Source organism: Psychrobacter sp. UBA3480 (assembly GCF_002377945.1).
GTDB lineage: Bacteria > Pseudomonadota > Gammaproteobacteria > Pseudomonadales > Moraxellaceae > Psychrobacter.
Map to the genome: position 1 here is coordinate 81,830 of NZ_DFQV01000001.1, position 23,919 is coordinate 105,748.

General features: G+C 43.4%; 15 protein-coding genes, 1 tRNA gene and 1 riboswitch. Of the genes, 8 read left to right on the forward strand and 8 right to left on the reverse strand.

Annotated features, from left to right (window positions below):
• Positions 1-244 precede the first annotated feature (244 nt).
• A complete protein-coding gene (locus B2863_RS00350) occupies positions 245-2,230 on the reverse strand; it encodes a mechanosensitive ion channel family protein (protein WP_296206750.1) in 1,986 nt (661 codons plus the stop codon).
• Between the two features lie 153 nt (positions 2,231-2,383).
• Positions 2,384-3,844: a cysteine--tRNA ligase gene (gene cysS, locus B2863_RS00355; protein ID WP_296206751.1), complete on the reverse strand. Its 1,461-nt coding sequence runs from the start codon at positions 3,842-3,844 to the stop codon at positions 2,384-2,386.
• Between the two features lie 225 nt (positions 3,845-4,069).
• Here cysS and B2863_RS00360 point away from each other — a divergent pair, with 225 nt between their 5' ends.
• A complete protein-coding gene (locus B2863_RS00360; RefSeq protein ID WP_179798902.1) occupies positions 4,070-4,666 on the forward strand; it encodes a cob(I)yrinic acid a,c-diamide adenosyltransferase in 597 nt (198 codons plus the stop codon).
• Between the two features lie 132 nt (positions 4,667-4,798).
• On the opposite strand, the gene B2863_RS00365 is transcribed toward B2863_RS00360, so the two are convergent.
• On the reverse strand, positions 4,799-5,734 hold the full coding sequence (locus B2863_RS00365) for a hypothetical protein (protein ID WP_296206752.1): 936 nt from the start codon (positions 5,732-5,734) through the stop codon (positions 4,799-4,801).
• A 330-nt stretch (positions 5,735-6,064) separates the two neighbouring features.
• On the opposite strand from B2863_RS00365, the gene B2863_RS00370 reads away from it, so the two are divergent.
• From B2863_RS00370 to B2863_RS00400, 7 genes are all read left to right on the forward strand, one after another.
• Positions 6,065-6,793: a glycerophosphodiester phosphodiesterase gene (locus tag B2863_RS00370; protein ID WP_296206753.1), complete on the forward strand. Its 729-nt coding sequence runs from the start codon at positions 6,065-6,067 to the stop codon at positions 6,791-6,793.
• A gap of 471 nt (positions 6,794-7,264) precedes the next feature.
• Entirely contained in the window at positions 7,265-8,443 is a 1,179-nt protein-coding gene (locus B2863_RS00375; RefSeq protein WP_191115423.1) for an acyl-CoA desaturase, read from the forward strand.
• A gap of 334 nt (positions 8,444-8,777) precedes the next feature.
• On the forward strand, positions 8,778-10,244 hold the full coding sequence (locus B2863_RS00380; protein ID WP_296206754.1) for a protein adenylyltransferase SelO: 1,467 nt from the start codon (positions 8,778-8,780) through the stop codon (positions 10,242-10,244).
• A gap of 366 nt (positions 10,245-10,610) precedes the next feature.
• Entirely contained in the window at positions 10,611-12,929 is a 2,319-nt protein-coding gene (locus tag B2863_RS00385) for an NADP-dependent malic enzyme (RefSeq protein ID WP_160021186.1), read from the forward strand.
• A 277-nt stretch (positions 12,930-13,206) separates the two neighbouring features.
• Positions 13,207-14,385: a tRNA nucleotidyltransferase gene (locus B2863_RS00390; protein ID WP_296206755.1), complete on the forward strand. Its 1,179-nt coding sequence runs from the start codon at positions 13,207-13,209 to the stop codon at positions 14,383-14,385.
• Positions 14,386-14,422: 37 nt separating this feature from the next.
• Positions 14,423-15,235, forward strand: coding sequence for a pteridine reductase (locus tag B2863_RS00395; RefSeq protein ID WP_296206756.1), 813 nt, complete (start codon positions 14,423-14,425; stop codon positions 15,233-15,235).
• A 95-nt stretch (positions 15,236-15,330) separates the two neighbouring features.
• A tRNA-Ile gene (locus tag B2863_RS00400) sits at positions 15,331-15,407 on the forward strand.
• A 339-nt stretch (positions 15,408-15,746) separates the two neighbouring features.
• Here the strand turns inward: B2863_RS00400 and B2863_RS00405 are convergent.
• The 5 genes from B2863_RS00405 to B2863_RS00425 all read right to left on the reverse strand — a co-directional run bounded on the left by B2863_RS00405 (position 15,747) and on the right by B2863_RS00425 (position 23,898).
• A complete protein-coding gene (locus B2863_RS00405; RefSeq protein ID WP_296206757.1) occupies positions 15,747-16,358 on the reverse strand; it encodes a manganese efflux pump MntP family protein in 612 nt (203 codons plus the stop codon).
• A riboswitch (yybP-ykoY riboswitch) is annotated at positions 16,330-16,497 on the reverse strand. Its footprint overlaps the gene before it by 29 nt.
• A 192-nt stretch (positions 16,498-16,689) precedes the next feature.
• Positions 16,690-19,071: a TonB-dependent receptor gene (locus B2863_RS00410; RefSeq protein WP_296206758.1), complete on the reverse strand. Its 2,382-nt coding sequence runs from the start codon at positions 19,069-19,071 to the stop codon at positions 16,690-16,692.
• Positions 19,072-19,270: 199 nt separating this feature from the next.
• Complete coding sequence (locus tag B2863_RS00415; RefSeq protein ID WP_296206759.1) at positions 19,271-19,912, reverse strand: RraA family protein; 642 nt, start codon at positions 19,910-19,912, stop codon at positions 19,271-19,273.
• A gap of 28 nt (positions 19,913-19,940) precedes the next feature.
• Positions 19,941-21,998 carry an IucA/IucC family protein gene (locus B2863_RS00420; RefSeq protein WP_296206760.1) on the reverse strand — a complete coding sequence of 686 codons (2,058 nt, stop codon included), beginning with the start codon at positions 21,996-21,998 and terminating at the stop codon, positions 19,941-19,943.
• Between the two features lie 4 nt (positions 21,999-22,002).
• Positions 22,003-23,898 carry an IucA/IucC family protein gene (locus B2863_RS00425; RefSeq protein ID WP_296206761.1) on the reverse strand — a complete coding sequence of 632 codons (1,896 nt, stop codon included), beginning with the start codon at positions 23,896-23,898 and terminating at the stop codon, positions 22,003-22,005.
• Between the last annotated feature and the right edge of the window lie 21 nt (positions 23,899-23,919).

The window sequence follows — 23,919 nt, forward strand, 5'->3', positions numbered from 1 at the left end:
GGAGCTCAGGGTTAAGCGTATTAATCGTTGCAGCTGTATGCACAGTGCCGACTCATCGCCAACCACTCAGTTATCCTATAAAAATAACGCCACATTATAACAAATAAGCGCCTCGCTGACACACTATATTTGTCAGATTATTTTACACAAGTGCGTCTTTATCGATGTCAGTCATATCTCAAACCATTAATAGCTCCCTTTTGAAAACAATCCGGCTCGCAAGGCTCATCGCTATTCCCAATTTCTAGTCGTCTTTTGTTAACGTAAAGCGCTCTGTAGGTAGATACTTGTTTTGCTGCGCATGCAGGTAACCAAGCATTTGCTCCCGTATCTCACAGGCCAGCGTCCATGCCTCTATAGGCCCTACCGATGAAACAGCGCCGCGCAGTTGAATAGTATTTTCGGTCACATCAACCACATACATTTCGGGTTCTGTTTTATTATCCCAAAGCTTATTGTCCTTGACCATCGATATAAATGCCTCTCGGATAGCGTCGATATCTGCGCCATAATCAATATACAAAAACACAGGACAGGTCTGATGAACCTCTGTATGCGACCAATTCTCCACTCGTTCAGTGATTAGCTCACGCATCGGCACGATCAAGCGACGCTCATCCCATGTTTTTAACACAGCATACGTGTAACGCAGGTCTTCAACCGTACTAAAATTACCATCCACTATCACACTATCGCCAATTCGCACTGGCTGCGTCACTGCTACCTGTACACCAGCGATGATATTTCCTAATATTGGCTGTGCCGCAATACCGATAACCACACCTGCAATACCCGCTGAAGTCAGTAACGTATTGCCAAGGCCTTCCATATTGGCAAATTCACTAAGACCTATCCAAAAGCTTCCCAAAATCATCACAAAAATAAACACACGGCGAAATATCGATACATAAGTACGGCGACGACGTTCTTTATCGAAATGCTCTGCAGCTAGATTCTCAATCTGCATGTCTTGATAGCGATTGGCAAAAAAGTTAATGATACGAATACCCAACCACATGGTACTAAATACCAGTCCAATCCAAATCAATGGACGAGTAGATGACGCGACTGCATCTAAATAAGGAAAACCACCAGAAACTAAGGTAAAAACCAATGAAAAACTGATGGTAAAGGTTAGTGGTACTGTCAGTTTGTTAACCAAATCGGCGACACCATTAGTGCTGCCAACGTGCATGCTGTATTTTTCATCATCGATATAATGATTGATGATTTTTCCAGTACCTTTACTTAGTAGCCAACCCATACCCATGGTTAATAAAAAGAACAATATCAGCGCTGAGAATTCCCATAGCGCAATTCCAAAAAACTTTAACTTTAACCAAGTGGGCAAATAACGCTCGAACTCAGCTGGGTGATACTGCTCATAGAGATTATCAATATTGCCTACTGTCTGCGCCGAAAACACCCAAACAGGGGCTTGATCCCCTACCCGCACTCGCTGCAAATAAATAGGAACACGGCGCTCGCGATAATCAACATAGCCAAGCTGAATAGAGCGTCTAGCAATACCCATGACACTGCTATTATTACCAAGCGGTGGTTCAATTAAGCCATCGGGACGATCTGGCATATCGTCGAATACATAGAGTTCTTTCTCGGATAATAAGAAATCCAGTCGCTTTGTGAGATCAAGCGCACGGCTACGTTGACTTTTTTCATCAATCAAATTCATGTTTAGCGCATAAGCGGCCAAATCATACTGCTGCTTCATTAACGCTGATTGAAAAAACTCTAAGGCTGCAAGCGGCGTTTCTAAATTAGGTGGCTCAGATAACGGCGGCAACCCAGCATTTAGTTTATCGAGTATATAATAGCTCTCACTATATTCTCCGGTCAGTGCCGTATCACCTTGTAGCCTGCCTGCCTGCTCCACTGCGTTACGCTCAGTAGGATCGAAGATCTCTTCAGTAATACCAGAAATACTGACACTTTCATCTTTAAGCGCATTGACTTGCTGAGTGGCATATTCAGTAAAACTATCAGGCTTACTAGGCGTTTGTTTTTCTGACTCGCTCGCATTCTGCCCGCTCTCATTAATTGCTGCGTAAACAGGTACATAGATCACACTTATAGTGACAATCAAAAAGCCCAACAATACTTGCAGCACATGGCTTTTAAAACGACTTTTCTCTACATCTACTTGATGATTATCATCTGAGCGCAAAACGGCACAATGATTGTCCATAGGATTGTGTTTAAGAGTATTCATGTTTTCAAAGCCATCAGTCTACAAAAGGGAAGTATAAAAAATATATCGGTGCTGCTTTAACCTAATTCAGTAAGCAAAAAAAAGCCAGCCTAAAGCTGACTTAATTTATTACGAGATTTGTAGCTATTTACCCTATAAACGGCAAAAATTATTTTAAGCGCGGCGCCATGTCGTGCCAGCACGGCTATCTTCGAGCTCAATACCTGCCTCTTTTAGTTGCTCACGTATCTCATCAGCACGGGCAAAGTTTTTGTTGGCTTTAGACTCTGCACGTTCGATAATTAAATTATCAATAACGGCATCCGTTAGACCATATTCTGCCTGATCACCAGTCACTGCTTGCAAAAACTGCTGCACTGGCTGCTGTAAAATATTTAATACTTGCGCCAATGCTTTTAGTTGCTGTGCTAATTGCCATGCGGTATCGACGTCTTCTGCTTTAATGGCTTTGTTGATATCACGTGCCAATCCGAATAAGACGCTGATAGCCGTCGAGCTATTAAAGTCGTCATTCATCGCCTTGATGAAGTCTTGTCCAACCGCGCTATTGTAAGCTTCAGCCACTAAGTCTTCGTTGAGTATGATTGACTGTCCTTTTTGCTGCTCAACCAATTTTAGTGCATTGTATAGTCTGCTTAGGCTATTATGTGCTTCATCCAATGCGCTATCAGAGAAGTTAACTTGGCTGCGGTAATGGCTCGATAATAAGAAAAAACGTACCGTCTCAGGTAAGTACTTTGCCATGACATCACGAATGGTAAAAAAGTTGCCCAATGATTTAGACATTTTTTCGCCATCGACATTGATAAAACCAACATGCATCCAGTTGCGTGCATACTCACATTCAGTTGCTGCCTCAGATTGCGCGATTTCATTTTCGTGATGCGGGAACTGTAAGTCATGACCACCGCCGTGAATATCAAAGGTACTACCTAAGCACTTAGTCGACATCGCTGAACATTCAATATGCCAACCTGGACGCCCTTGACCCCATGGTGATGCCCACTGCGGCTCGTCAGGTTTTGCAGATTTCCATAGTACAAAGTCAAATGGATTACGTTTATCACTCTCAACCTCGACTCGCGAACCTGCCTGCATATCATCCAGATTGCGCTTAGATAATTTGCCATAACCGTCAAAGCTATCGACGGCATAATAGACGTCACCGTTGTCGCCTGCATACGCATAGTTGCCAGTGACTAACGTCTCAATCATATTCTGCATATCATCGATATGATCGGTTGCACGTGGCTCAGCATTTGGCATCTCACAACCAAGCGCAGTCGCGTCTTCATGCATCGCTTCAATGAAACGCTGCGTCAATGTACCAATCTCTTCACCGTTTTCAGCGGCACGAGCAATGATTTTATCATCGATATCGGTAATATTGCGCACGTAATTGACGTCATAACCCAAGCGTGTCAACCAGCGTACCGCCATATCGAACCCAACCATCACACGGGCGTGCCCGATATGACAATAATCATAGACTGTCATACCGCACACATACATGCCCACCTGCCCTGCTTTGAGTGGTTCAAACTGACGTTTGCCGCCAGTCAGTGAATCATAAATGGTAAGCTGAGACATCGCATCTGCAAGTGGTGTGGTCATAGTAAAAGAGCCTTTTAGCATAAATAAAATAGATAAATTGAAAATATCGGCCACAGCGCATGAACAAGCCGTACCGATAGCTATGATTATAATTTTAGAAAATTAGATTTAGTTAATATCGTGATATAAAACGTAACCCATTATCTTAGCGAAAACAGGCGTAAAATACTACAATGAGCATGCAACTACCACTATTCAATCATAAAAACCGTTAAGGATTTAAAGATGGGCAATCGATTAAGCAAAATATATACGCGTACTGGAGATGATGGCAGCACTGGCATGGCCGATGGCAGCCGCCTTAGTAAAGCCGACGATCTATTTAGCGTCATGGGTGACATCGACGAGCTCAACTCGCATATTGGCTTGGTACGTGCGCAACTAAAGCACAATAAAGGGCAATCTATAGAGAAAGAGTTCTCTGAAGCCTTGGTCATCATTCAGCACTTGTTATTCAATATAGGCGGCGAGCTTGCCATGCCAGAATATGAAGGGGTTAATGCCACTCATATTGAATGGTTAGAGCAGCAAATAGATATGATGAATGCCACATTGCCACCTCTAAAAGACTTTATTTTGCCGACAGGTTCTATATTGGTGAGTCAATTACACGTGGCGCGTAGTGTGTGCCGCCGCGCTGAACGTCAAGCTGTAATATTGCAGCAGCAGCGTCCACAAGCGATTCGTCGTACTGCCGTCAGCTTTATCAACCGCTTATCTGATTGGTTGTTTGTCGCTGCACGCTTCTGTACTGATCCAGAAAAAGTCTCTGAGGTGTTGTGGGATAGTCAAGCATTGAAGACGTTCACTGACAGTCAATAATACAAACTAAGTATTTAACAATAAATAGCTTAAACACAAAAAACCCCGCGACATGATTGTTGCGGGGTTTTTATTATTCAGCGACAGCAATTCGGTTGACTGGATATCGCTATCTCTTACTACAATGATAAATTAATAAGTCGCGCTGTTGTCTTCAATGATGACCATATCGATGGTTTCATCTTTAGGTACGGCTTTTGGCGTGGCGGGCTTACTAGGCTCGGCAGCAGCTGCTTGGGTGTTTGCAGTCGAACTGTTCTGACTTTCAGCAGGTTTATTGATGGTTGGCGGCGTAGGTTCAGTTGGACGAATTGGCTCAACTGGCGTTACGGTTCTTGGCTGACGGATTGGCGCTGTTTGAGCCGTATCGTTGTTCTGTGTTGCACGGCGCTCAGCAGCACGTTGGGCGCGTTGCTCATCCATTGCAGTTTTAAAGACAGAACCTGCCATCACATCTGCAACAACAGTAATCAAAGCAGGCTGACCTGCAATACGCGTACGCACTTGACCGCCTTGAGTACCGACGATGTAAGTGAACGCGTCGTCAACGAGCATATTGTTATTGATACGGATATTGTCTTGCGCTAAACGCGATTGTAGACTTGGCTGATTATTGGCCGCTTGTACCTGACTGGCTTGATACAAGTCTTCACTTGGTAGCGTCATGCTGACACTTGCTTGACAAGTGGTCATGCCGTTCTCATTGGCTTGTTGCAAGATGGCAGCGTTTTGGACATCAATGACAACACCATTGGTTTTTTCGCTAACCACACCATTTGCTAAACTGATTTCAGCATCATTTGCATAGTTGGCAGCCAATGACTGTGCTTGTTGATTGAGCGTATTCTTTAGAGCTGACTTAAGGCGATCTTGCACCATAGGATCATCACAGCTGATCGCAGGTGCAACGCTATTTTCAGCGTCGACAGTCTCTTGTTCTGTTAGCTCTGCCTGCTCAGTAGTGTCTTCTTTATCTGAGCGATCACAGCCTGCAAGCGCCAAACCACATACCAATCCAATCCCAGCAACTTTATGCCACTTGCTCAAACTTATATTTGCTACGCTCATACTAACTCTACTCCCAATTTACAGGTTCGTACCGCCACTGACTGACAGTGTTCAACATTCAAATGCAACGCTAGCTGCTACAGATATGAAAACCACATCATTATACGGTGTTTAAATCAAATGGTCATTAGTGTATCCCATGGATATACAAATAGTGCCCCTCACTATGGAAAAAACCTGCGTTTGGTTGCAAAAACATAACAAACATTCGCAGATTTGGACTCTAAAAAGTCATATTTAAAAAAGTACGGATTGCATCGCAGTTTTTGTTAGACGTCATGGATATGACGCTATATGATTGGGCATAAAAATCATCGATAATTGGTGCATATGATAAACTTTAGAGATACGTTATTACTAGGTCATCGAGGCGCACGCGGTGAGGCGTTAGAAAATACCTTTTCAGGCTTTCAATACTCTCAAAACCTTAATTCAAGAGGCTTAGCAGGCGTAGAGTTTGATATACAACTAAACGCTGATGGTCATTTAATTGTATTCCACGATGACGATCTAGAGCGTATGTGCGGTCGGCAATCACGTATTGATCAGTTAAAACTGACTGAGATTCAATGCCAGTTGCAGTTTGGCCAACCTATTATGACATTGGCGAGCATGGCACCTGCGCTTAGTGGATTTAACGTTATTGAGCTGGAAATTAAGACGCATAGCCGTACCAACTATGCAGTAATGATTGAAGCGCTTCGGCAGGCCTTTATTGATACACCTCTTACCAGCTTACCAGTTGTGTTGACGAGCTTCGATGTCGAGTTACATAACCGTTTACAACGTCACAAACTATTATCTCATATGCCTCGCGGCTTGCTCATTCGTACGCCAGAAGCGTTGGCAAGCGCTACCAATACCGCATTGCAACTCGGCTGTATTCAACTGGGCATTCATTATCCGCTTTTGACCCAAGCTGTCATCAAGCATAGCCACCGTTATGGATTACCCGTAAGTGCTTGGACGGTTAATGATATTCCCACCATTGAACAGCTCATAAAATGGCAGACTGATGTCATCATTACGGATTTTCCAAGTCATTTGCTGTTGCCTTAACTGACTTATCCGTACTTTTTTGATATTTAATCATTTTTTTGATAAACGCATTCTTTCCTACATATCTACCCTCCTTGTTACACTTCTCCTTCATGTCTGATAAGTCACTCGTATTTTTGACCAATACATCCTATAATCCATACAAGTTATTGTTATTTAGCAATATTTTTATAGTGTATAAGTGTTCACTTTACACGCATTTTAAGGTACTATGGTGGCTTAAATTAATACCGTTAGGGATATTATATGATTGCAAAAAAAGCACTTGGCTTACCGCTTAAAGGCTTACGTTTCGCTATCAAATCTGGTGACACGCTTGTAAAGACCGCCAGCACTCAAGTAACGCGTTTTAAAACTCGTTTTGATGAGAAAAAAGCGCAAATGGCGCTTGATGAGCAGCCTGTTGCAAAACGCAATTATGCTAAAGCTTCTGAGCAAGCGGATCTTTCTGCGCAAGAGCAAAGCATTGATATGCGCGAGTTTGAATTTACCAAAGCACCGATCAACTGGATTCCGGCAACTATTTTGGTGGCGACGCCGATTGCTGCTGCTATCATTACGCCATGGTACTTGTTCACTCATCAAGTGAGCGCACCTGTTTGGGGTGTATTTGGTGCCTTTATGGTATGGACCGGTATCAGTATTACGGCAGGTTACCATCGTCTAATGGCGCATCGTGCTTATAAAGCGCATCCAATTGTCAGAAACTTTTTATTGCTTGGTTCTACCCTAGCGGTACAGGGTTCTGCGTTTGATTGGGTTTCTGGTCACCGTACTCACCATCGTCATGTAGATGATCGTTTGGATGATCCGTATTCAGCACAGCGTGGATTTTGGTTCAGTCATATTGGCTGGATGCTACGTAACTACCCTAGCGGCAAGTTCGACTACAAAAACATTCCTGATTTGACTAAAGATAGAGTCTTACAGATTCAGCATAAATACTACGGTCTATGGGTAGTTGCCATGAACGTTGGTATGGTTGCCGCTATCGGTTGGTTGCTTGGTGATGTTTGGGGTACGTTGGTTATCGCAGGCCTACTACGTTTGGTATTGACGCATCACTTTACGTTCTTTATCAACTCGTTCTGCCATATGTTTGGTACACGTCCTTATACAGATACCAATAGTGCTCGCGATAACTTCTTCTTGGCTATCTTTACGTGGGGTGAGGGTTATCATAACTACCATCACTTCTTCCAATACGACTATCGTAATGGCGTGAAATGGTGGCAATATGACCCAACCAAATGGTTAATTGCTGGTTTATCAAAACTTGGTTTAACTTCTGAGCTGCGTACTGTTGATGATACAACTATCAAACATGCAGAAGTACAAATGCAGTTTAAGAAAGCTCAGCAGCAAATCGATACAGCAGCAGTAAGCGGCATTGATCTTCCTCATGCGATGAAGAGCTTCCAAGACCGTATTAAGTTTGAATATGATGCCTTTACGCAGACTGTTGAAGAATGGCAAGCGCTAAAAGCAAAAACTATCGAGCTTAAGAAAACAGAGTTTGCTGATCGTTTGCATGAAGTTGATGATAAGTTAAAGCACGATTATGCCAAAATTGAACAGAAAATCCTTGAGCATAATAGCAATCTAAAAACCGCTTTCCGCTCTATTGGCGCGAACGAAAAAGCGGCTTAATTAACCTCTGATTTCATTATAATTTTGAAGCTTCTCCATCCCCCTATCCGTCCTAGATAGGGGGATTTTTTTGCTTATAGTTTATCGCTTATGTCATTTTAGCTACTTCTAATGATTTTATTATCATAATAAATGGTCAAATACATCGGCTAAACTGTGACGACCTCTAATCTAAAAACAATAACAATCTCGTCCATTAGAGTCAGTCAATTAAAGACAGAGGAATTTATTTTTTGGTTAGATATTACAAGAGACGGACAGAGTGCAACGATGCCATATGAGAGCTATGCTATAGTGACATTCTCACTTTTATATTTTAATGGAAACGGCCTGTATGCGTTATCAAAACACTTACGTCAACCTAGACACGCGCCTTTATCATGAGCAGCCACCGACGCCACTAGACAATCCTCGTGCCGGTCACTTCAATACTCAAGTTGCACAGCAGTTAGGCTGGGCCGACGACGAGGACCTGATGACCAATTGGGTTGAGATATTGGGCGGTCAATACGTGCCAGCTGATTTCAAACCACTATCGATGGCATATGCTGGTCACCAGTTTGGACAATGGGCTGGGCAATTGGGTGACGGACGCGGTTTACTCATGGCACAGGTACTCGATAATGATGGACAGCCACAAGACTTGCATCTTAAAGGTGCTGGCTTGACGCCCTATTCACGCATGGGTGATGGACGCGCAGTCTTACGTAGTACTATTCGCGAATACCTGTGCGGTCATGCATTGACGAAGCTTGGCATCCCCTCGTCTAACGCTTTGGGGTTTGTGGTATCTGATACGAGAGTGCGCCGTGAGCGTATCGAAGCAGGTGCAGCGTTGATGCGTGTGGCTGATAGTCATATTCGTCTCGGTCATGTCGAGTGGATTGCCAGCTTTGCCCCTGATGTACTGGGTGAGTTCACCGACTATATGATTGACACTTATTATCCAGAATGCCGCGATAGCGAAACGCCTGTCTTGGCTTTCTTGACCGCAGTGGTCGAGCGTACGGCGCGTATGATTGCTGATTGGCAATTGATTGGCTTTGCTCACGGTGTCATGAATACAGATAACTTATCTATAACAGGCAGTACTTTGGACTTCGGGCCGTTTGGCTTTATGGAGCGCTTCAATCCTGCATGGATTAATAATCACTCAGACCATACGGGTCGCTATGCTTATCAGAATCAGCCTGCTATCGGGCACTGGAATCTAAATGTTTGGCTGCCACACTTTATGCGCCTAGAAGGTGTCACCCGTGAGACGCTCGCTGATTGCTTAGCACCTTATGAAGCAACCTTTATGCAGCACTATCAGCAAGGTCTGTGCCGTAAGCTTGGCTTACCGCATCAAAGAGAGAGTCTCAGCTTAGCCTTTGAATGGTTGACACTATTAGAAGACAATTTGCTCGACTATACTAATAGCTTTCGCGCCCTACTCGGTTTGGTCGCACCAGCAGATCATCCTTATGAGCAAAAGCTACTGGCTACTATGACCACTGAATTAAGCGGTGATGCGCAGCAAGTATGGCAAGACTGGTCAACACGTTATCTGGCACAGATCGAGAAGCTGCCACTTGAGCAGGCAGTTAACGACATGCAGACCAACAATCCTGTCTACGTCCTTCGTAATAGCATGGCGCAGCGTGCAATTACTGCCGCAGAGCAAGGCCAGTTTGAAGAAGTTGATCGGGTATTCCGTTTACTAGCCAATCCTTATAGTGTGCAAGATATCGCTAATGATGTAGATAGCAGTGTGCCTGCGCCGGATACACCGCAGGTGCCTATTAGCTGCTCATCTTAGTAGTTGCTCGCCTTAGCACCTTTCAATTCTGTAATATTTTGAAACATTATGAAATTAAGGTTGATATCTAACTGCGTTTTTTGGCATTATCAATGAGATAAATAACGAATATCATTTTATTATATTATTCGCATAATTCATTGTTGTTGACTAGGCAGTGAATTGGCAATAATGCTAGAATGAATATTTTAGCTAGTTTGCTTTTTTGACCTGATCTTTGATCGTCGACCATGATTCTGATGGTCGTGAGTCGTTTAACGTCTTTATACTTTTCAATTATTATCATTCAATGATTTTTGGAGGGTTGGACGTTGTTTTTTATCACCATTTAATTTATTCCAATTTATTCCAACCATGGCAATTATTATGAATGACGATACCACTTCGAATACGGATAACCTCAGTACAGAAAAAGAGCAGTTTGAACAAGCTGCCTTACATTACCATGAGTTTCCACGCCCAGGTAAAATTTCGGTAACCCCTACTAAGCAGCTAGCCAACCAACGTGATTTAGCACTCGCCTACTCTCCAGGCGTTGCTGTACCTTGTCTTGAGATCCAAAGAGATCCAAAACTTGCGTCTAAATACACGGCACGTAATAACCTCGTTGGTGTTATCACTAACGGTACTGCTGTATTGGGTCTGGGTAATATCGGTCCATTGGCATCGAAGCCAGTCATGGAAGGTAAAGGCGTTCTATTTAAGAAGTTCGCAGGTATCGACGTTTTTGATATTGAAATTGCTCAAAATGATCCAGATAAGTTCATCGAAGCGGTTGCCTCGCTTGAGCCTACCTTTGGTGGTATCAACCTAGAAGACATCAAAGCACCAGAATGTTTCAAAATCGAGCGCGTACTACGTGAGCGCATGAACATTCCTGTGTTCCATGATGATCAACATGGTACGTCAATCATCGTTGCCGCAGCCATGCTAAATGCTTTGTTGATCACTGGCAAAAAAATCGAAGAGATTAAAATTGTTTGTTCAGGCGCAGGCGCAGCAGCCATTTCTTGCCTAGATATTATTTGCGCGCTTGGCGTTAATAAGAACAACATTATTGTTTCAGACTCACGCGGTATCATCAGTACTAGCCGTGAAAACCTTGATGAAACCAAACAACGTTATGCTCGTGATATTACAGCTACTTCTATCGAAGAAGTCATGGACGATGTCGATATGTTCCTAGGCTTATCAATGCCAGGTACACTATCAGAAGATATGGTTCGCCGTATGGCAAAAGACCCTATCGTCTTTGCACTTGCCAACCCAACACCTGAAATCATGCCAGAATTGGCCCATGCGGTACGTCCAGACGTCATCATGGCAACTGGTCGTTCAGACTATCCAAACCAAGTAAACAACGCGCTATGCTTCCCATATATCTTCCGCGGTGCATTAGATGTTGGTGCGACCACTGTTAACGAAGAGATGAAAGTTGCTTGCGTAAAAGCAATCGCTGCTATGGCACACGTCGAAGCCACTCCAACTACCAGCGCTAGAAACATCGAAAAGATGCAAAGTTTTGGTCGTGACTACTTAATTCCAGGCCCTCTAGAGCCAAATCTAATCATTGAGATCGCGTCTGCTGTTGCCAAAGCAGCGATGGATTCAGGCGTTGCCACGCTACCTATCGATGACATGCAAGCCTATCGTCAGCGTCTGTCTGAGTTTGTTTATAACTCAGCGTTTGTGATGAAGCCAATCTTTGCTCGTGCTAAAGCCGATCCAAAACGTATTGTGTACTGTGAAGGTGAAGACAACAACATTTTGCTTGCTGTACAAGTGGTCGTTGATGAGAAGCTAGCACAACCTATCTTGGTTGGTCGCCCTTCAGTTATCGAAGCCAATATCAAAAAGCTAGGCCTACGTCTAAAAGCTGGCGAGAACATTACCATCGTCAACGTTGATGACGATCCTCGCTACAAAGACTACTGGCAGGGCTACTATGAGAAGAACAAACGCCGCGGTGTAAGCATTGAGCTTGCTCGTCGTGATGTTCGCCGTAAGACGACTTTGATTGGTTCTTTGCTGGTCGAAAACGGTGCAGCAGATGGCATGGTATGTGGTACATTTGGCCATTATCAATTGCATCTAAAATACGTTGAAAGCGTCATTGGCAAAAAACAAGGTATGAACGACTTCTATGCAATGAATGCAGTACTCATGCAAGATCGTAATATCTTTATCGCTGATACCTATGTCCATGAAGACCCAACAGCTGAGCAATTGGCTGAAATGACCGTCTTGGCAACGGATCAGCTACGTCGCTTTGGTATCACGCCACGCGTTGCGCTAGTATCTCATTCTAACTTTGGTGCTTCAGATCGTGCTAGCGCTGTCAAAATGCGTAAGGTTCATGAGCTATTGACCAATATGAACGTCGACTTTGAATTTGAAGGCGAAATGCAAGGTGACGCCGCGCTTAACGAAAATATTCGTCTAAACGATATGCCATCAAGCCCGTTAAAAGGTGCAGCGAACTTGCTTATCTTGCCAACCCTTGATGCCTCAAACATCGCTTTCAACCTGCTTAAAACAGCGACTGGCAGTGCTTCTATTGGCCCTATCTTATTGGGTACTAATAAGCCGGTACACATTTTGACGCCATCAGCGACAGCACGTGGTATCGTCAACATGACTGCATTGACCGTTACTGAAGCGCAAGACCTAGAAAACGAAAAATAGTCACACACCATACCCAGTATGAATGCACTGTATCGGTTCAATATAATTTGGATGCAAGGAAGCCGAGTGAAAGTACTACAAATAGTAGACTGAACGAGGCTGACACCGTACTCAATTTATAGAGGATTGACTATATTAAGAAGGGCTCTGTCATCCATTGACAGAGCCCTTCTGCTATACTAAAACCAGTCAATGCGACTTATAGAGCATTGGCTGTTTTTTTGATTCATAAAAATTGAGCTAGTGATATAAAGCTCAATAATAAGAAGAGGCTTCTATGCAAATTTACCTCGTAGGCGGTGCTGTACGCGATCGACTGCTCAAACGTCCTATCAAGGACAAGGACTTTGTCGTCGTTGGCGCTACTGTGGCAGAAATGATTGATGCAGGGTTTCAACAAGTGGGCGCTGACTTTCCTGTGTTTTTGCATCCGACCAGTCATGAAGAGTATGCATTGGCACGCACAGAGCGCAAGCAAGGCTCAGGCTACAAAGGTTTTAGCGTACATGCCAGTCCCGATGTCAGTCTAGAGGATGATTTGCGCCGTCGTGATTTAACCATCAACGCGATGGCAATCGAAGTTACCAGCTTAACTGACGACACCCCTATTGACGGACAAGTCATCGACTACTATGGCGGCCTACAAGACTTAAAAAGTAAGACATTGCGTCATGTATCCAGTGCTTTTAGTGAAGACCCATTACGTGTACTTCGAACAGTGCGCTTCTATAGTCGTTACTACGATTTGGGCTTTACCATCGCGGATGACACTTTAACGCTGATGCGTCAATTGGTGGATACAGGAGAGCTAGCTCATTTGAGTGCCGAGCGTATCTGGCAAGAATCAAGCCGTGCGACTATGCAACTATCACCGCAAGTCTATTGGCAAAAACTGTTTGAAATTGGTGCGATCATAGAGTATTTCGCGCCTTTGCATCATGCTTGGGACAATATCCAAATAAGAGAAACAGTGCAGACAGCGTTATACTTTGCAGGACAGATGCGTTTGAATTTATCGCAGCGCTGGGCGCTACTCATGACTAGCCTGTCTTCATTATTTAATAGCGAAAACTCTGAGTCTACCTCTAACGTATCAACCGCTATAAAAAATATTAACGCTATCGGTAATAAAGCCAAAGTCCCAAAAGCACATACTCAGTTCGCAACTTTATTCGCTCAGCAAGCTGAAAAACTAAGCACAATAAACAGTCTAAATGCGGCTGAAAAAATCGATCTAATCCAAGCCTGCGGTGCGCATAAGGAGCCTGACAAACTATCTCAACTGCTAGTGTGCAGTTATGTGTTACAGCTAGCAACACAGCATCGCCAAATGATGTTAGCACTAAACAGCTTTCACGCCATCGGTATGAATGACATTGCGCCAGACCTTAAAGGCCCCGCTATAGGTGCAGCCTTACGCCAAAGCAGGATTGAACACTTGCAAGCGCAACAATGATATAGACAAGCACACTAGAGAAAAAAGTAGTATTGCTATGAACCAAGAAACTAATACTTTCCAAGCAGAAAATATGAATAACCAAGCGCCAGTGATGCTTGTCACAGGTAGTGCTAGGCGTATTGGGGCGGCCATTGTTAAAGCAGCTCATAGGCAAGGTTACCGCGTTATCATTCATTGTTACCGTAGTGAACAAGACGCTAATGACTTGGCTGACCATCTGAACGACATCCGTGCTAATAGTGCAAAAGTTATCGTTGCTGACTTAACGATAGTCAACGATGGGATGACTTTAGACAGCTTTGTTGGAAGTATTATAGAGGCGTTTGGACAGCTTGATGTACTGGTGCATAATGCCTCACGGTTTTATCCTAGCCCACTCGGTAGTATCAATCATGCACAGTGGGATGAGTTGCTTTTGACCAACGCGAAAGCCCCTTTATTACTAAGCCAAGCTCTACTACCTTATCTAAAGCAACAACAAGGCTGTATTGTCAGCTTATTGGACATACACGCGCATGATAGACCGTTTAACAACTATACTGTCTATAACATGGCAAAGGCTGCGCATCGAATGATGGTACAGTCGCTAGCGTTAGAGATGGCGCCAGAAGTACGGGTCAACGGAGTTGCTCCTGGGGTCAACATTTTACCTGACCCTACTAGCGACCAAGCTATTGACAATGAGCAACAAAAAAGTATCATCGACGCTATTCCTATGCGGCGTATAGGCCAACCTGATGAGATTGCTCATAGCGTACTGTATCTTGTGCAGGCAAATTATGTCACAGGAGAGATCATCACCGTGGATGGAGGTCGTAGTCTAACCATAGCTGGTGGTCACCTGTAATACAAAAATATGGCTCAATAAAAAATATCTTGATTACTGCCTATCTTTTACTTGAAAAATTAAAAAAATCAGGTATCATTGTGCGTCTAACGTTAGGGCCCATAGCTCAGTTGGTTAGAGCAGAGGACTCATAATCCTTTGGTCGTAGGTTCAAGTCCTACTGGGCCCACCACATTTAAGTATTAATAAAAAAGACCTTCAAGAGATTGGAGGTCTTTTTTATTGTCTACTGTTTTTTTAGTAAATAACAACCATGTTTATAAGCATAGATATAGGCACTTTATTCAAGCCTCTTCGCTGACAGCGGATAATTATTGATAGTTTTGTAGTGCTGATTTTTTTCAGACCTCTTGCGAGCCGCTATAGCATAATGTGCTAGTTTTAGACCCAAAAAGTCTAACTATTAATATAGATAGGCTTTTCTTAGGTAAACAAATGCTTTGCCTCTACAAGTCAGTAATAAATTTATACACGTAATGACTATCTGTTCGTAGTAGACAGTTTTATATAATTATTGAAGATGGCTTAATAAAATCCATGCACCGATGGCAATTAGCATCACACCACCAAATATTTCAGCTCTATGACCGATTAGGGAGCCCAATACTTTTCCTAACATCACCCCTAGCGTGACCATTACTGTAGTGGCCAAGCCAATAAGACCTGCCGCCAGTAAAATATTGACCTTTACAAATGCTAGGCTCACACCGACAGCCATGGCATCGATGCTGGTACCAAATGCAGTCAAAGCAAGTTTGAAAAAAGAATGTCTCGACGGTGCTGCTTCCGTTTCATCACTTGGCTTCATTCCCTCATATAGCATGTGCAGACCGAGCGCAAAAAGTATGACAAACGCGACCCAATGATCCCATGCCTCAATAAAAGATGCATCTATAAAGGATGTGGCAGAGTGACCAATTAACCAACCAATAATAGGCGTGATCGCTTCAATGGTGCCAAAAATAACACCCATTCTGAAAGCTTCGGTAAAACGAGGGTTTTTAAGACTTGCGCCTTTACTGATTGCCACAGAAAAGGCATCAGTAGACATAGAAAGCGCAAGTAATAGAAGTGCGATAGGATTCATGTGATTTTCTCTGGTCGAGTATAGAGTCCATGACATAGCCACACCCCCGACCTGCAGTGTAGATATATCGATGGTCTCGCCAACCGAGAGGTGTTCGCACCATGGCATGTGGCCAAGTATGTTGATACGAACGCTTTCGCAGTACGAAAGCAGGCTACTCCCCAAAGAGAGATTAGATTAGCATTGATAGGCTGTAAGTCAATCATAAAATGCCAAAAAATAACTTTTGCACCTGATAAAGCGTAAAGTTGGAAACACTAGCAAATACTCTTGGAACAGATGAATGCTTTAGAGAGTTATGAACATAAAAAAAACCCTTCACGCTAAATTTACATAGCCTGAAGGGTTTTTTTATGTGTGGCGCTTTTTAGTAATCGACGGTATAGCTTAAGCCATAAGTCGTGCCTGATGCAGGTAAGCGGTTTAAATCACCAAATGTGGTTTGATGATAGACCGTTAGATAGTCTTTATTAAGCAAGTTATAAACGCCATAGTCTACTCGGCCGACTGGCATGTTCACTTGGCCCAATACATCAAGGGTCATATAACCAGTGACAGGTAAGGCACTAGAGTCAGGGTCTTTTTGTTGGTCTTTAAAAGCCTTGTCATCACCGCCGATTGCCAATGCTTGTAGACGAATATTGCTGCCTTCATCGAAGTTATACTGAGCAAATGCCGTACCTTTTAGCGGTGTTAGACGTACTGCATCGAGCTCCAACCAATCGCCATCTTTGTCATACTGACCACGAGTGTACGCCACACTACCGCCTACTTGCCATTTATCACTGATATCATGACTAAGCGACCCTTCTACCCCATAGACACGCTCATCGGTATCGACAACTTCTACGGTATAGCTATCAGTAAAACGTACTACTTTGTCTGATTCGTTATAAAAACCGCTCAGTCGCGCAGCAGTATCACCATGTTTGCCCTGCCAACCAAACTCGTAGTTGTTGATCGCGATCGGTTGTACGTTGTCTGAATTAACTACAAACCCTGCACGCACATCACGAAGCGCACGTTGTATATCTGCGGTGGTAAACCCTTGTGAAAAATTAGCAAAGATTTGATCATTTGGGGTTAATTGATAGCTAGTACCGAGATTAAACAAGGTTTTGTCGTGGTCTGTGCTGCCTTTTTCTACATCGCCCGCCTGATAGTCAATGCCGTAAGCTGCACTTGTTCCACTGATAGCAGAGCTATTAAAATACTCTTCAAGCAGTTGCTCATAGATGGGCGTAAAGGTATCAGTCTCTGACTTCAATTTTTGGTAACGCACACCAGCACTGGTATGCCACTTGTCGGTTATATCTACATCTGCATTAACAAAAGCGCCCCATTTATCAATGGTAGTATCTGGTCCACCGTTATAAGTAAGCCCATTGGTTTGGGCGCTTAAGCCATTACTAGCAAGAAACGTATTTAGGTCTTGACCGTAGTAAGTTTGCTCACTGTTTTCGCGTTCAAAATCAGCGCCGTAGCTAAACAGCGTCTTTTTGCCTGCAATTTCCGTCTCGGTTTGCATGGCTGCCCGCAAACCCATTACTTCAATATCAGCTTCTGATTGAGTGACAAATGTTGCAGCACTTGCCAGTTTCTTCAGTGTGGCTGTATCAGTTAGACCATTGTCTTGCCATACTTCAGTCGCTTGGTCTCCTGCAGTTTTACCAGAAGGGTAAAAACGGCCTTTTTCATCTCGATAGTAGCCCGTCACACTTAGACTTGACCCTGCTATATCGTCATTATTATAGTTCAAGTTCATTGAGGTCTTAGTGGTATAAGGCTCGTTCTCTACGTTTGCACCATCGATAGCTTTTAGAGAAGGTTTTGCGCCAAATAACACTGCCAAACCATCACCATAATCTGGGCCGTAGTCGGTGTCTTGCTCATCTTTGTAGTAAGTCACTGCAAGATCAAGACGTTGGCTGTCAGTGAGCTCTACACCCAAGCTACCATTCACACTTAGCGATTCAGTATCTTGTTGGTCCGTTTGGTTGACATCTGGGCTGATTCGGTTGCCTTTGCTATCAAACTTACCGCCTTTATTATCGTAATCAACATCTAAGCGACCATACACTCGCTCGCCGCCATATCCTAAGGTTTGTCCTACATGATAACCCAATGAGTCTGACTCAAAATTACGACTGCTACTGACACCGACTCTAGTCTGTCTGATAGGGCCATACCCTACTAAAGATTTGGTCACAAGGTTAATCAGGCCACCTGCTGCACCAGCACCGTAGATACTGGTGGCACCTGAGAGTACTTCTACCCGCTCAAGTTGAGCAGGATCGATACTATTGAGCTCGCGTGAAAGACTACGTGAACTGCTTAAAGGCACACCATTCAACAAGAACTGCACAGGGCGACCGTGCATGGTCGTACCATAGTTACTGGTAGAACCACTACTAGCACCCAGACTCGGTATCAATTGTGCCAAGATATCACCAGTGGTACGGTTACCCGTTGCCTGCATCTGAATCTCATTTTCAGTAATCACTTGAGTAACTGCTGGCATCTCACTAATTTTTTGTGCCAGTGCCGTGCCCGTTCTGGCTTTAGCAGTGACATTGATAGTGTCTAAAGTCACATTGGGAGTATCATCAGACACAGTACGTGAAGACATTTCCGCTGGGGTCTGCGCATCTAATACGGCATCCGCTTCATTGACATTGTTTTGTGCATATAATTGCTGACTAATACAAAGGGTAAGAACAGATAGAGCAACTTGATGATGGCTTTTCATAATTTTTTCACTTAGGTTATTTCACTTAGTTGAATAAATAAACAGTAATATTTAGCTAATAATACTGTGTGTACTAACTTTGTGAATCGTATTGTAAATGATAATCGTTTTTATTTCTATATGTATTTATACTTTGGTAGTAAGCGTTTATTTGTACTGTTTTCAGATATGGTTGACTATTTGAACTCTGATAATTTCATTAATCACTGAATAGTTTATTTAGCTCGTTGTTACGATAAGCCTCAAAAAACATCTGAAACTTTACCTCATCCTCTTTATGCTTCTTTTGACAATCTGATAATAGCTGCTGTGCTACATCAACAGACAATATAAATACCCCATCATTATCCATGATGGCGATGTCGCCTGATCGAATCGTCGTTTTCTGCTCACCGAAGCGATAGGCAATATCGGACGCCAGCGTGCCTTGTGCTTGATTGCTCTTGAAGGTGGTCACAGCGCTGATACCCTGTGCAAACACAGGGAAACCTAACTGCTGAATCTGTAGCGAATCAGTCGCCTGTCCAATAATAATGACCGCTGATAACTTTTCATAGATAGCCGCGCAAGTTCGCAGTGCTCCCCAACAGGCTTTGACGCCCAATATCTGAGCATCAATACATAGCACATCATTTGGCGCTACTTGAATCAATGCTTGGTTGATCACATCCGTGTTGTCAGAGGTTAGTTGCACCGTCAACACTCGGCCGACTATAGTATTTGCGCAAGGATTAAGCGGTTTTATATCTGGTAAATACCCTTTCCCAGTCAGATGACCAATGGTAGAGGTACCTATCTCTTTATAACTGTCTATAAGTTCGCGAATATCAATATCATTCATTATGTTCTCATTATGGTATTTCATAATTTTAACCACTGTTCTTGACACGCTTGAATGGGTTGATCGTTTTACTTTCTCCAGCGGGCATACTGCCATGAGGATCAGAGCCACGGGCAATCACAGGCAATAGCAATGTCTTATGCGGATAATATGAGTTGTTAAATAACTCATCACGGAGTATCTGACGTTGATCATCATCAAAATCGATAGTTACTAAGGACTCCTCGATACTTATCATTGCCTCCTGCCACAACGTCTCTTCATTAATATGATAGTGCTCAACCAATGACTCGATAATCGCTCGAATATTAACTAATAACCCTAGCGACTGTAGATAAAATATCAACGCTTGCGGCGTCTCGCGATATAGACGGTTTTTAAAATCTGGTGGGCTCAGATATTCAGGATCTGATATTTTGTGGCGTGCCAGCCATGGTAGATGAATACGTACGGAGTCGTGGTCACGCAATAACAGACTGGTAAAATGATTGTCTTTTAATACGATAACAATATTTTGCCCGTGCATCTCAGGTGCAAACCCTAAGCGTAAGCAGCGCAGCATCGTCCCCAAAAACACATCACAAAGATTCTTAAAGCACGCTATGACAGCGAGTTTTTTATTCTGTGTTGAGCCTTCTTGAGCATTGTCTTGGCTACCATGCTGGATGCTGTCCTGAACAATGCCGTCAAAGATGTGATGGCTGACACCCTGCTTGTAAACCGACATGCCTAAGCTTGCCATTGGCAACAGTCGAATCGAATCGTCACACAGATCTGCTGGTAATTGACGTAGCATCGCGCCTAAATGCGTGGGTTTTTCTTGATAAAATTGCGGATTGATAGCGCTTTTATCATGCAAATGAGACGGAGACATATATCCCCACCATAGGCGCTCATCCCATAACCGTAGCTGTGCTGATAGTACAGGGTCTAACGTTCTTGCCTGCATCAGTATGGCTTGGTTTTTTTCACCATTGATCAGCTTGAGGGCTGGCAAGTAGCGCTTTGAGTTTAGTGCGTACACACCTATGGGCAGCTTAATGCTATTTAGCGTATCAGCATCAATCAGCATACTGCGCATGGATGAACTGGCATAAGTGATTAGCTTGTCAAAATTGAGAGCGACAACTGTGCCATTGGCAAGATCGTCGGTATACATTTCATCAATCACATGAGTCATTTGCCAAGGATGTACGGGCATCGCAATGTGCGTGTCTGCAATACCTTTATCGTCTAGCTCTCGCATCAACTTCTGCTGCTGCGTAGTATCCAAAAGATATTTCGCTGGATTTTGTATTGTTATGTCTTTGACATGCTCTGCCACCATGATATGGCTATTGGCAATGGCGACCCATACCAGCTTAATGGGTTGGTTAAACTCTGCCATATAACGTTCATAGTCTGTTACCGTAAAGCCCAACTTGCCTTTTGCCAGCGGATGAAACGGACGATCCATCAGTGAAGCCCACTGTTCCGCTGCAATCAAGGTTTGATGCCAATGCGGGTGCTGACATACAGTAGTCGTGATGTTTGCCACTGCTGACTGTTGCTGCGCTATAAATGAAACCTCTAAGCTTTCTTTTAACTTTAAGATACCGACATCAGACAACGTGGCACTATCCATCATTGATAAAAACATATCTAACAATTGCTGTGCTGAGCCTACTGGTTCTAGCAAAGCGCTATCTACATGATGCTTGCTATTAAGGTTATGTATGATAGGCAGACAAGATTTAGACAATCGCCACGGTGACGCATAAGCAGGCTCTACCAATAGTAATAACTGTCTATTCTGATTAATCTGCATTACCATTAACGGGTTATCTTGGTCAAAAAAATCTTGATACTGCTGTGGTAGCGACGCTAAAAATTGCTGCGCGTCTTGAGCTTGAGTCGTCTGATGATTTGCCAAGTACTCAGTGGTAGTTGTCACTTGAATAAGGTGCTCATCCACCCACTGCTCTAATAGAAAGCACTCTACCAAATGACTAATCAGCGACCATTGAATGGCCTCGATATCTGGCTCAGGATTTACATCAAGGTGGTTGTTTTGTACAGAAGTTTGCACAGGGAATAATGTATGCATCGTTTTACCCCCGACTTTTAAACAGTGGGTTATTGATGTATTTAATCGGGAATGCTTTGTCTCCGAATAATCGGCGCTTAGCCAATGACTCAATGCGCGTTTGTTCAGCGAATATATCAAACAAGTCGAAACGTACTTGATGCTCTGGATGAGAGGTTTGATAGTCGGTCACGCAGTCAGCGACCTGTTGCCAAAACGCCACTTCAGAATAGTGATAATGCGTCTGCATAAAAATCGCAATGTCTGACAACGCCACAAAGAATAAGCAAGCAACCGTCATATCACGAATGCCATCTGTATCTTCGGTCTCGATGAACGAGCCTCTATTTAAGGCAGCATGTGCAGGTGGCAAGCTATAAAAATTTGGACGCAAGTGTTGTTGAGTTAAGTGCTCAGGTGAATAGCGAACCCCGTCATGCAAATCTTTTAATAATATTTTTACGGGATAGCCATCTTCATGTACCAAGACGATGTTTTGCGCATGGCACTCTAATGCCACACCATAACCAAATAGGATATGTAATAAAGGGGTGACAGTGACATTAATTAACTGCGCAATCCATGTTTCTGCACCATATTTGTCAAGCCAAGGGGCTATCAGATGCGAGCCATCAGCATTGACATAGCTGACGCCATTGAGCGGAAATGCTGTTTGACCTTTTGATAGATACTGGTTCACGTTTTCTCGCCAAATCGCAGCCAGCCCGCCATACATATTTGGATGCTGATAGCCACGTGTGCGTAACGCCTCATGGTCTAAACTAACGCCAACGGTCTCACCCAAAAATGCAATGGGTAATGCTTGAGCGCTCTTATCGTCTGCAATCAGTTGGTTTAACCACGTAGTGACAACAGCGGCATTCATCACGGTATGCTTTGCTAGTATTCGCGTGCTTGAGGTATTAATCAAATGCATACTCAGCTTTAAGTAGGCTTTATCATTAACAGTGTCATTGTTACCAAGCATCGTCAATGAGCGAATGGATTGCTGAGCACGGTACTGATGACCCGCACTACCTAAGTAGACAACTTCTTGCGTGGCAATCAATGGTTGTAATGCTTGAATCAAGGTATTTTGCCATTGCCAAGGGTGCGCAGGTATTAGGTAATAGTCATTAGCCGTCTCATTTGCGATTGCAAGTACTTCTATGAGTTTGGCATTAAGTGCATCAAATTCACTAGTACCCACATAATCTTTCACCCATTCATTGATATCGATACCAGTAGTGGTATTGCTCACCAGTAGCTGTTTTTTGACGGCTAACCACACCACGCCGATGTTGTGATCAAACTCTGGGCCATAGTCATAGTTGTCTTGCAAATCAAAACCAATACGAGACTTAAAACACGGATGATAAGGATGACCTGCCGTCAAATAGCCTTCGAGTTGCTCATAAGTGAGTTTATTAATAGCTACAGGCACATTAGAAGTCAGTATCTGAGACTGTGTTTCATTCACTAAGGTATGACGCAGCTCTTTGATAAAGCTGTCTTTGAGTTCTGCACCTTCAATATTGAGCAAGATATCACTGATGACATGCTCAAGAATGGCGTCTTGGGCAACACCATTAACCACTCGCTGCACATTCAAGTCATTTAAACGGATGATGTCAAAACTGTAATGAATATAGCCTTGAGCGGTATAACGGACATCATCACTTGCTTGTATGACAAAATTCAGCAGCGACTTGTTACCAGTACTGTCATGAGCGGTGTTCGCACTTTCAGATTCAAAATCAATGATATTTTCATATAGTAATGCTTGTAGCAATTGCTTGATCACCCGTTGCTCAGCGCGTGCCATAATTTGAGAATTAACAGGTGCTTGCCACGGTTTAGTCGCATAAGTGACATTTGCACTATTATTATTTTTGGTAGAGTTTGCTAGATGATTGGACATAGATATAAGCTTCCTGTCTGA